Here is a 10348-nt window from a genome sequence, read left to right as displayed (position 1 = left end):
TCCAGGGCCAGGGGAGCCGCCCGATGGCAACCCACGGACCCTGTGAAACAGAAGGCCCCGGCCTCTTGCCTTGCCTGGCCCCATCCGGATACAGGGATATCACCGCCGGGATCAGATCCCGCCGCGCCGCCCGCAATCCAAACAGCCACGGACTACACCAAAGCCGGCGCTGCGGGACCGCCCGGCGATAATGGACCGATCCCGGACGCGGCCAAAGCCCCGCGCCCCCCACCTCATATCGGCTAGGCAGTCCTGCCACCTACTGCCGCGCAGGGTTCTCCCGTCAAAGCGGGCGGAACGCCCCGTCCCGCAGGATGGCTGCCGAATCGCTGTCGTCCAGTTCAGCGGCAATGTCCACGTCCTCTGCGTAGCCGGCCCCGGAGAGCTCCCGGCCGCTGGAACAGTGCAGCAGCATCTCGCGCAGGCGCGGTTCGGCGGACTCGAACACAGCCATGGCCGCCGCTGCCTCCGGAGCGTAGCCGTGCCTGCCGTCCCCGGCTTCATAACCGCCCTTCCCAGCGGCCGCCAGCCCCGCGATGAAAGCTCCGGCTCCAATCTGGTCCTCCACGGCAGGGCGGAGTGTGCCATCCGGCCAGCGTTCACCCGCGGCCACCACCGCCACTACGGCTTCGGCAGGAAGGTTGGCGGCCACCCACTCCGCCGTTGCCGCCGCGTTCCGGAGGCATACTGCGGCGACCAGCGGCATTTCCTTCGCCAGCGCAAGGCAGAGTTCAGAACCATTGGGGGAGGGCAGGACCACGCGTTCCAGCGAACCGGCTCCGCGCAGGCTGGCCGGGGACAGGCTCAGGCCGCCGCCGTTGCGCGGGCCGGCCAGCTGGGCATGGTGGCGGGCGGCGAAGTCCTCCGCGGTGGTGTCCCGCCAGCGGTACGGGAAGACTTCCGCGCCCCGGTCCAGCGCCACGCTGACGCACGTGCTGAAGGAAAGGACGTCCACCACCACCGCGATGTCGGCGCCGGATGCCACCGACCTGGCCCCCTCCAGTCCCCACTCCAGCCGCACGGTGAACGGAAGCTGCCGGTGCGCCGCATTGGCGGAGTACGTGTGCCGTGGGCTGGTGCCAGTCGCGTTCACTTCAATTCGCCTTTCAGGTTCCGGTGGGCGGCGTCCTGCCACAGGTCTTTGGCGCGCGGGTGATGGAAGAGCGGGTCCAACTCCAGCAGTTGGCGGACGACGGCGGCCCGGCCGGCTGCGAAGTCGGCGTCGCCGATGTGCTCGTAGTCTTTCCGCACGGCAGCGACGTAGCGGGCGTACTCCTCCGGTTCGCCGCCCAGGATGGAAAGGTCCGCGTCGCAGAGGAGAGCGCCGTCGCCGTCACCCGGCTCCGGCCGGTGGTCCGCGGTCAGCAGGACCAGCCGGACCACCTCCGCCACCTCTGCCTCCGGAAGGCCGGCGTCGGCAAGCCTTTTCTCCGCAAGCCTGGCCGACTCCTCCTCATCCTGGCCCGCCGTGCCGCGGTACACGGCGTCATGGAACCAGGCCGCCAGCAGCACCGTGCGCGGCGGCTCTGCAGGCTCGGTCAGCAGGTCCAGCGCCTCCAGCACGGAGAGCAGGTGGGTACAGCCGTGGTAGTGGCGGTGCGGTTCGCTCCACCGGTCCAGCAGATCCAGGAACAGTGCATCGTGGCCGGGCATGATGTCCTCCCAGCGGTTCAGCAGCGGAACCTTCAGCGCCTTGTTCCGCCGGCGTGCCGGGATCCGCAGCCCGCTGGCAATAAGCCTGCGGACCAGCACCCTGCCCTCCACCGGGACCGCGCCCGCTGCCACCAGGTCATCAAAGCGGCGTTCCGGCACATCGTAGTGGTCGCCGTCGAACGCCCGCTCCGGGATCCCCGCGGCAGCAGCGAAGGAGTGCAGCTCGTCCAGTGAGGTGTCCGAGACCAGATGCGAAAAGTGCGTTCCGTGTGCAGGCCACAGCGGAGGGTCGATGTAGATGGCCATGGAAGGAGTCTAGTGCTGCGGTTCCTCCGGGAGGCCCACCCTCTACGGGCCAGCGCAGCTCTTCCTCTGCGTTCCCATATGGTTCCTGCTGCCGCACCTGCGGACTAGAATCACCGCATGGCACTTATCCGCGTTTCTGAAGCCGCCCGTTTCCTGGGGGTGAGCGACGATACCGTCCGCCGGTGGACGGACCAAGGAATCCTCACCCCGCGCCGGGACCCTTCCGGCCGCCGCGCCGTGGATGGGCTGGAGCTGGCAACGCATGCGCAGAAGCTCGCCCAGCTCCCCGATGACCCCAAGAGCGGCAACAGTTCGGCGCGGAACCGGTTCGTGGGGCTGGTTACCAAAGTCATCACGGACAAGGTCATGGCGCAGGTGGAACTGCAGTGCGGGCCCTTCCGGGTGGTCTCGCTGATGAGCAGCGAAGCCGTGCGTGAGCTGGGGCTGGAACCTGGCGCGGTGGCCACCGCCGTGGTCAAGGCAACCACGGTCATCATCGAGTCCCCGAAGGGCCGGGCCACGGCATGATCCAGTCGCGCAGCAGCCCATCCGTCCACACTGCGACTTCCCGGCATCCTCCGGGTGGCCTGTCGCTGGCTGTCCTCCCGCTGATGGTCCTGCTGCTGGCCGTCCTCTCCGGGTGTGCTGGAGTGGGCGCAACGCCTGCTGCGGGCAACGGCAACGGCAACGGCAACGGTAACGGCAACGGCACCAAGCCAGCCGGTGCCATCACCGTCTTCGCGGCTGCCTCGCTCAAACAGGCCTTTACCGAACTCGCCCGCACTTTCGAAGCGCAATATCCGGGCACTACGGTCACCCTGAGCTTCGCGGGGTCCTCGGACCTGGCCAGCCAGATCAGCCAGGGCGCGCCGGCCGACGTCTTCGCCTCCGCGGACACGGCGAACATGAAAAAGGTGCAAGACGCAGGACTCGCCGACGGCACCCCGGAAGACTTCGCCACCAACACCCTGGCCATCGCCGTGCCACCCGGCAACCCCGCCGGAGTTGCATCCCTGAAGGACCTGGCCCGGCCGGGCATCAAGCTGGTGACCTGTGCCAGCCAGGTCCCCTGCGGGGCTGCCGCGGCCAAGGTGGCGGCGGCGGCGGGGCTCACGCTGAACCCGGTCAGCGAGGAAAACGCGGTCACGGACGTTCTGGGCAAGGTTGCTTCCGGTGAGGCAGATGCCGGACTGGTCTACGGCACGGACATCAAGGCAGCGGGAACCAGGGTGGCAGGCATCCAGTTCCCGGAGTCGGGCAGTGCGGTCAACACCTACCCGGTTGTGGGCGTCGCCGGTGGCCGCAACAAGCCCACCGCCCAGGCGTTCGTGGACCTGGTCACGGGTCCGGAGGGCCAAAGGGTCCTTGCCGCGGCCGGATTCGGTCCGGCCAACGCCGGTTCAGGCAGCAAGTGATACAGCGTCAACAGACGCCGCCCCAGGCGCGGCGGCGAACCCCAGCCACGGCATACTCCGGCATCCCCGCCTGGGTCCGTGCGCTGGCAGTCCTGGCCGCCGTCGTCGTGGTGCTCCCGCTGCTGGCCATGGTTCTGCGCGTTGACTGGGCGCAGTTCATTCCGCTGGTGGCATCTGAGCCGTCCTTGACGGCGCTGGGACTGAGCCTGCGGACCTCTGCGGCGAGCACTTTGCTGTGCATTGTGCTGGGCGTCCCGCTGGCCCTGGTCCTGGCCCGGGATTCCTTCCGGCTGCAGGGACTGCTGCGCTCGCTGGTGCTCCTGCCACTGGTGCTTCCGCCGGTGGTGGGCGGGATCGCCCTGCTCTACACGTTCGGCCGCCAGGGGCTGCTGGGGCAGACCCTGGAGGTTCTCGGGTTGCGCATCGCCTTCTCCACCACGGCGGTGGTCCTGGCCCAGACGTTCGTGGCGCTGCCCTTCCTGGTGGTGAGCCTGGAAGGCGCCCTGCGGACCTCCGGCTCCCGGTATGAGGCCGTGGCCGCGACGCTGGGCGCCCGGCCGGGCACCGTATTCCGGCGCGTCACACTGCCGCTCGTCCTGCCCGGGCTGGCGTCCGGTGCCGTCCTCTCCTTCGCACGGAGCCTGGGCGAGTTCGGTGCCACACTGACCTTCGCGGGGAGCCTCCAGGGGGTGACCCGGACCCTGCCGCTGGAGATCTACCTGCAGCGCGAAACGGACCCGGACGCCGCCGTCGCCCTTTCCCTGGTGCTGGTGGCCGTCGCCGTCGCCGTGGTGGCCCTCGCGTACCGGCAGCCGGCAGCGGGCCGCCAGGGAACGGTAAAGCGGACGACGGCGCCCGCCCCGGCCGGAGGTGATGTCCGGTGACGCTGTCCTTCCAGGCAGCCGTGGCCGGGCGGGGCTTCGACGTGGCCCTGACGGTCCGGCCGGGCGAAACCGTGGCCGTCATGGGACCCAACGGCGCCGGCAAATCCACCCTGCTGGCCAGCATCGCGGGCCTGCTGCGGCCGGACAGTGGCCGGGCGGAACTCAACGGCAGGACGCTCTTCGACCTCGACGGCGGCAAGCGCGCCTGGACGCCTCCCCATCACCGCGGCACCGCCCTGCTCGCCCAGGAACCCCTGCTTTTCCCCCACCTGAGCGCGGTGGACAACGTCTCCTTCGGGCCCCGCAGCGCCGGCGTCCCCAAGCGGGATGCGAAGGAGCAGGCCCTGCGCTGGCTGGCAGGCGTGGACGCGGAACACCTCGCCGGCCGCCGTCCCGCCGAACTCTCCGGCGGCCAGGCCCAGCGTGTGGCCGTTGCCCGGGCGCTCGCTGCCGATCCCGCGCTCCTGCTGCTTGACGAGCCACTGGCCGCCCTGGACATCCACTCCGCCCCGCTGCTGCGCCGCCTCTTCAAGCGGGTCCTCGCGGGACGGCAGGCCATCATCGTCACGCACGACGTCCTGGACGCGCTGATGCTCGCGGACCGAGTGGTCATCCTGGAAAACGGGAAAATTGCGGAAGAAGGGCCCACGCGGGCCGTGCTGGAACGCCCCCGCAGCTCTTTTGCTGCCGGACTCGCCGGGCTGAACTTCATCCCGGGTGCCCTGGACGGTACCGGGGTACGCACCAGCCAGGGCCTGAAGATTGCGGGGCACGACGAGGAACCGGGCGGTTCCGGGGAACCCGGCCGGCTGACCACGCAAGGCGGTCCGGGCGTGGCCGTGTTCCCGCCGTCGGCCGTTTCCGTGTTCCTTGACGACGCACACGGAAGCCCGCGGAATTCGTTCGCCGTCACCATTACCGACCTCGAGCCGCACGGCGACCAGATCCGCGTGCGGGCCGGCGGCCTGGCCGCCGACATCACGCCGGCTGCCTCCGCGGACCTGGCCCTTGTTCCGGGCATGACGGTGCACTTCGTGGTCAAGGCCGCCGCAGTCTCCGTGTACGGGACCTAGTGCCAGGACCGGTCGGTGCGCGGCGGGGCGGCCGGCGGGACCTCCGGCTCTGGACAGCCATTTCGCCGTGGGCAAACATGGCTAAAGAACCTCGCGGTGCAAAGTTGAGCGTAGTACACTCAACTTAGTTAACAAGCCCCCGAAAGGAGCTCTCTTTGGACGTCAAATTCACCACCAAGAGCCAGGAGGCTCTTTCCGCGGCAGCAATGAACGCCTCGACGGCCGGCAACCCGCAGGTGGAACCGGCCCACCTCCTCAAGGCGCTGATGGACCAGCGGGAGGGCGTGGCCGTTGCGCTCCTCCGCGCCACCGGCACGGACCCGGACACCGTCAGCGTCCAGGCCAGCAGCGCCATCAAGGCCCTGCCCGCCACATCCGGGGGTTCCAGCCAGCAGGCGCAGCTGAGCCGGCCCGCCCTGCAAGCCATCCAGCAGGCCAAGGAGGAAGCAGACCGGCTGGGTGATTCCTTCGTATCCACCGAGGTGCTCCTGGTTGGCCTCTCCGCCGGCAACGATGCCGCTGCACGGCTGCTGCGCGATGCCGGTGCCTCCCGCGAAGCGCTGCTCGCTGCCCTGCCGGGGGTCCGCGGCGACCGCAAGGTGGACAGCCCCGACCCGGAGAACACGTTCCAGGCCCTGGAGAAGTACGGCACGGACCTCACTGCCATGGCCCGTTCCGGCAAGCTGGACCCCGTGATTGGGCGCGACTCCGAAATCCGCCGCGTAGTGCAGGTGCTGTCCCGGCGCACCAAGAATAATCCGGTGCTGATCGGCGAGCCCGGCGTGGGCAAGACCGCCGTCGTCGAAGGGCTGGCCCAGCGGATGGTGGCGGGTGACGTCCCGGAAAGCCTGCGCGGCAAGACGCTTATCTCCCTGGACCTTGGCTCCATGGTTGCCGGTGCCAAGTACCGCGGCGAGTTCGAGGAGCGGCTGAAGGCGGTCCTCGAGGAGATTAAGGGCTCTGAGGGCCAGATCGTCACCTTCATCGACGAGATCCACACCGTGGTGGGTGCCGGCGCCACTGGCGATTCCTCCATGGACGCCGGCAACATGCTCAAGCCCATGCTCGCCCGCGGTGAGCTGCGGCTGATCGGGGCCACCACCCTGGACGAGTACCGCGAAAACATCGAGAAGGACGCGGCCCTGGAGCGCCGCTTCCAGCAGGTGTACGTGGGCGAGCCCAGCGTGGAGGACACCATCGGCATCCTCCGCGGACTCAAGGAGCGCTACGAGGCGCACCACAAGGTATCCATCGCTGACTCCGCCCTGGTGGCGGCCGCCACGCTGTCCAACCGCTACATTTCGGGCCGTCAGCTGCCGGACAAGGCCATCGACCTTGTTGACGAGGCAGCGTCGCGCCTCCGCATGGAAATCGACTCCGCGCCGGAGGAAATCGACCAGCTCCGGCGCCAGGTGGACCGGCTCACCATGGAGGAACTGGCCCTGAGCGGTGAATCAGACCCGGCCTCCGTGGAGCGGCTGGCTGCCCTCCGCGCCGACAAGGCTGACAAGGAAGAGGAGCTCTCCGCCCTGAATGCCCGGTGGGAAGCCGAGAAGGCCGGCCTCAACAGGGTGGGTGACCTCAAGGCCAAGCTGGATGAACTGCGCTCCGCGGCGGACAAGGCACAGCGCGAGGGCGACCTGGAGACTGCCTCCCGGATCCTTTACGGGGAAATCCCGGCGCTGGAACGTGAGATGAGCGCCGCCGCCGCGGCCGAAGCAGCCGTCACCGATAAGCCCGACCAGATGGTGGCAGAGGAAGTGACCGCCGACGACATCGCGGAGGTCATTTCGGCCTGGACCGGCATCCCCGCCGGACGCATGCTGCAGGGCGAAAGCCAGAAGCTGCTGCACATGGAGGAGGAACTGGGCAAGCGCCTGATCGGCCAGTCCAAGGCCGTGACCGCAGTGTCCGACGCTGTCCGCCGTGCGCGGGCCGGCATCAGCGACCCCAACCGGCCCACAGGCTCCTTCCTGTTCCTGGGCCCCACCGGCGTGGGCAAGACCGAGCTGGCCAAGGCGCTGGCGGATTTCCTGTTCGATGACGAACGCGCCATGGTGCGCATCGACATGTCCGAGTACGGCGAGAAGCACAGCGTCGCGCGCCTGGTCGGTGCGCCTCCGGGATACGTGGGCTACGAGGAAGGCGGACAGCTGACCGAGGCCGTGCGCCGTCGCCCCTACTCGGTGGTGCTGCTGGACGAGGTGGAGAAGGCGCACCCCGAGGTATTCGACATCCTCCTGCAGGTACTCGACGACGGCCGCCTCACCGACGGGCAGGGCCGCACCGTGGACTTCCGCAACGTGATCCTGGTACTGACATCCAACCTGGGCAGCCAGTTCCTGGTGGACCAGTCCCTGGACGCCACGGCAAAGCGCAATGCTGTCATGGCCACCGTGAATGCGTCCTTCAAGCCGGAGTTCCTCAACCGGCTCGACGAAGTGGTGCTGTTCGACGCCCTCACAGTGGACGAGCTGGCGCACATCGTGGAGTTGCACGTGGATGAGCTGGGGCGCCGGCTGCGCGAGCGGCGCCTCACCCTCGAAGTCACCGACGGTGCCAGGGCCTGGCTGGCCCTGTCCGGTTACGACCCCGCCTACGGCGCCAGGCCGCTTCGCCGCCTGGTGCAGCGTGAGATCGGCGACCGTCTGGCCAAGGCCATTCTCGCCGGCGAGATCAGCGACGGCGACACCGTGGTGGTTGACACCGCCGCAGACCTTGGCGAACTCACCGGGGGCAACGTCGACACGCTGACCGGTGCCCCGAGCTCCGGCCTCTCAGTACGGCGGAAGGACTAACGGGCCGGTCCGGACGGTGGCGTGGCGTGCTGCCTTGGCGGGCTGACCGTCAGGGCAGCACGCTGGCGTTGATCACGTTGCCGCCATCGGCCGTGACATAGCAATCCACCCTGCGGTCGCCGGATTCCCAGCTGGTGTTGCTGGGGAAGCTGCGCTGGTAGTTGAGCTGGAACTGCTTTGCCGCCGGGCTGAGTTTCGCTGCCTGGCAGACCTCCAGCGCCTTCGCCTTGAGCGGGTCCGCTCCCGGATAAGCTGCGCTGTCCGGGTAGTGGAGGGTGGCTACAAGCTGCGCTGAATGGCCCGAGTCGCACGGCACCACAGTTGAGGCCAGGGCCTGGGGATCGAAGTCCTTGAAGCAGTCACCTACCGCATAAGCCGAGGGTGCAACCCCTTCCCGCGGCAGGGGCTGGGGAGTGGCCGGCGGGGTGACGGCGGTCTGCAGCACGCCCGGCGCATTGCTCTTCGCCGTTTCGCTGCCGGGGCCCGAGTTCAGCCACATGGCAAGCCACACCAGGGAGCCGGTAACGGCAAGGATGACGACGACGAGAAACGCCTTCCAGAACGCCGGCCTCCTGTTGGCATGGTGTTCCGGTTCGGGGCCCTGGCGCGGCTGGGACCAGGTGAGGGACGCCGGCGCGGGAGCTGAACCACCGTCCTTGCCGTGGACCAGTGGCAGGCTTCCGGTCCGCGGTGGCAAGGCTGGTTTCGGCGGGATCTCCGGGTGGTTCACGGGTGCGCATCCTCCTGGGTTTGGTTCCGCGGCTCGCCAAAGGCCACACAAAATCGGCAGTTCCTAAGTGACTCTACCGAAGAAAAATCCCGGAATCCCGCGGGTGGAGGTGAGTCATGGTACCGCAGGCGGCCGCCAGGGCCACTCGGCGGCAAGCGGGGCCCGCCGAAAGCATGTAATCTAGGTGTACGACAAATTGACCAAACATTCCGGGGCCTCACCGATCGCCAAGGTGACCACCTCCGGTCCAAGTACAAAAGGGGGTCACGCCATGGGGCGCGGCCGTCAAAAGGCAAAAGCTACCAAGCAGGCTCGGGATATTAAGTACTATTCCCCGAACACTGACTACTCGGCACTCCAGCGTGAGCTGACGGGTCCGGGCAGTCGTTCGACGAGCCGTTACTCGAATGAGCCGGTTGAACCGGACTATTCGGCTTATGTGGACAAGTACGCGGATGATTTGGATGACGATGACGACGAGGTTGACAACCGTCGCATCGGGTAGTTGTCGCAAGCCTGCCGTGGCCCCTGGCCCGGCTGCTGTGATCTCCTCTTTGTAACCCGTTTTCGGGGGACCGCTTACATCACGGAGCCCGTTGCCGTGCCGGATTACCGGTGCGGCGACGGGCTTTCGTGTTTCTTCGAGGCACGGGTTGGTAACCTGACCGAATGAGTGTTCGGACCATGTATGCCCCCGGCGAGCCTTGCTGGGCGGATCTGCAGACCCCCGATGTTGCGGCCGCCAAGGACTTCTACAACCGGATCTTCGGCTGGACGTACCAGGACTTTCCCACCCCCGACGGCCGCAGCTACGCGCAGGCCTTTGTCCGCGGGCAGTTGGTGGCAACCATTGCACCGCAAAGCCCCTTACAGCTGCAGGCCGGGACCGCTGCCAAGTGGAACGTGTATCTCGCTGCCGGAGACGCCGCGGACCTGCTTGAGGAAGCGGGCCACGCAGGGGGTACCGCCCAGTTCGGGCCGGAGAAGGTGGGCGATGCCGGTGTACTGGGCTTCCTTGCCCCACCCGGCGGCGGAACCACAGGCATCTGGCAGCCGGGAAGCCACTACGGCAGCCACCTGTTCAACGAACCGGGGGCACTGGCCTGGGCGGAACTCTTTACGCCCCAGCCCCAGGCCGCCGTCGGCTTCTTCCAGCAGCTATTCGGGCATGAGGTCACCGAGTATCCCCAGGACGACGGCGGCAGCTACAGCACGCTGCTCATCGACGGCAACGAGGTGGCCGGCGTCGTTCCTGCCGATGAAGGCGACGAGGCGGACTGGCAGATCTACTATGGCGTGGCGGATGTTGCCGGGGCGGCAGCTGCCGCCCCGGCGGCAGGAGGCCACGTCCTCGTCGAGCCGGACGAGCATCCCGCCGACGGATCACTGGCCACCATCAAGGACCCACACGGCGGCGTGCTGAACCTCATCCAGGTCACTGAGGCACAGGTCCCTTAAATACAGCGAGTCCCCACCAGCAGGCGGGGAC

Annotated in this window: 10 protein-coding genes; 7 read left to right on the top strand and 3 right to left on the bottom strand. The window is 68.2% G+C overall.

Annotated elements, in window-relative coordinates:
- Positions 1 to 283: 283 nt before the first annotated feature.
- Positions 284 to 1093 carry a 2-phosphosulfolactate phosphatase gene (locus tag J7I84_RS08115; RefSeq protein ID WP_214943148.1) on the bottom strand — a complete coding sequence of 270 codons (810 nt, stop codon included), beginning with the start codon at positions 1091 to 1093 and terminating at the stop codon, positions 284 to 286.
- Positions 1090 to 1959 carry a DUF4031 domain-containing protein gene (locus tag J7I84_RS08110; RefSeq protein WP_214943145.1) on the bottom strand — a complete coding sequence of 290 codons (870 nt, stop codon included), beginning with the start codon at positions 1957 to 1959 and terminating at the stop codon, positions 1090 to 1092. Before J7I84_RS08110 ends, J7I84_RS08115 begins: the two co-directional genes overlap by 4 nt.
- A gap of 117 nt (positions 1960 to 2076) precedes the next feature.
- Between J7I84_RS08110 and J7I84_RS08105 the strand changes: the two genes are divergently transcribed.
- The 5 genes from J7I84_RS08105 (at position 2077) to clpB (ending at position 8129) form a co-directional block, all read left to right on the top strand.
- A complete protein-coding gene (locus J7I84_RS08105) occupies positions 2077 to 2487 on the top strand; it encodes a molybdopterin-binding protein (protein ID WP_214943142.1) in 411 nt (136 codons plus the stop codon).
- A gap of 83 nt (positions 2488 to 2570) precedes the next feature.
- Positions 2571 to 3374 carry a molybdate ABC transporter substrate-binding protein gene (gene modA, locus J7I84_RS08100; RefSeq protein WP_214943159.1) on the top strand — a complete coding sequence of 268 codons (804 nt, stop codon included), beginning with the start codon at positions 2571 to 2573 and terminating at the stop codon, positions 3372 to 3374.
- The gene (locus J7I84_RS08095) at positions 3371 to 4258 is read left to right on the top strand and encodes an ABC transporter permease (RefSeq protein WP_311381106.1); all 888 of its coding nucleotides are present in this window, start codon (positions 3371 to 3373) and stop codon (positions 4256 to 4258) included. Before modA ends, J7I84_RS08095 begins: the two co-directional genes overlap by 4 nt.
- Positions 4255 to 5331 carry a sulfate/molybdate ABC transporter ATP-binding protein gene (locus J7I84_RS08090; RefSeq protein WP_214943139.1) on the top strand — a complete coding sequence of 359 codons (1077 nt, stop codon included), beginning with the start codon at positions 4255 to 4257 and terminating at the stop codon, positions 5329 to 5331. Before J7I84_RS08095 ends, J7I84_RS08090 begins: the two co-directional genes overlap by 4 nt.
- A 155-nt stretch (positions 5332 to 5486) precedes the next feature.
- Positions 5487 to 8129: an ATP-dependent chaperone ClpB gene (gene clpB / locus J7I84_RS08085; RefSeq protein ID WP_214943136.1), complete on the top strand. Its 2643-nt coding sequence runs from the start codon at positions 5487 to 5489 to the stop codon at positions 8127 to 8129.
- A gap of 49 nt (positions 8130 to 8178) precedes the next feature.
- Here the strand turns inward: clpB and J7I84_RS08080 are convergent, their stop codons facing one another.
- A complete protein-coding gene (locus J7I84_RS08080) occupies positions 8179 to 8859 on the bottom strand; it encodes a septum formation family protein (protein WP_214943133.1) in 681 nt (226 codons plus the stop codon).
- A 271-nt stretch (positions 8860 to 9130) separates the two neighbouring features.
- On the opposite strand from J7I84_RS08080, the gene J7I84_RS08075 reads away from it, so the two are divergent.
- Entirely contained in the window at positions 9131 to 9364 is a 234-nt protein-coding gene (locus J7I84_RS08075) for a DUF3073 domain-containing protein (RefSeq protein WP_159635036.1), read from the top strand.
- Between the two features lie 164 nt (positions 9365 to 9528).
- A complete protein-coding gene (locus J7I84_RS08070) occupies positions 9529 to 10317 on the top strand; it encodes a VOC family protein (protein ID WP_214943130.1) in 789 nt (262 codons plus the stop codon).
- Positions 10318 to 10348 lie beyond the last annotated feature (31 nt).

This window comes from Arthrobacter sp. ISL-85 (assembly GCF_018613675.1).
Classification (GTDB): domain Bacteria; phylum Actinomycetota; class Actinomycetes; order Actinomycetales; family Micrococcaceae; genus Arthrobacter.
Note: the sequence above shows the minus strand (reverse complement) of the source record. Positions and strands in the feature narration are given on the sequence as shown.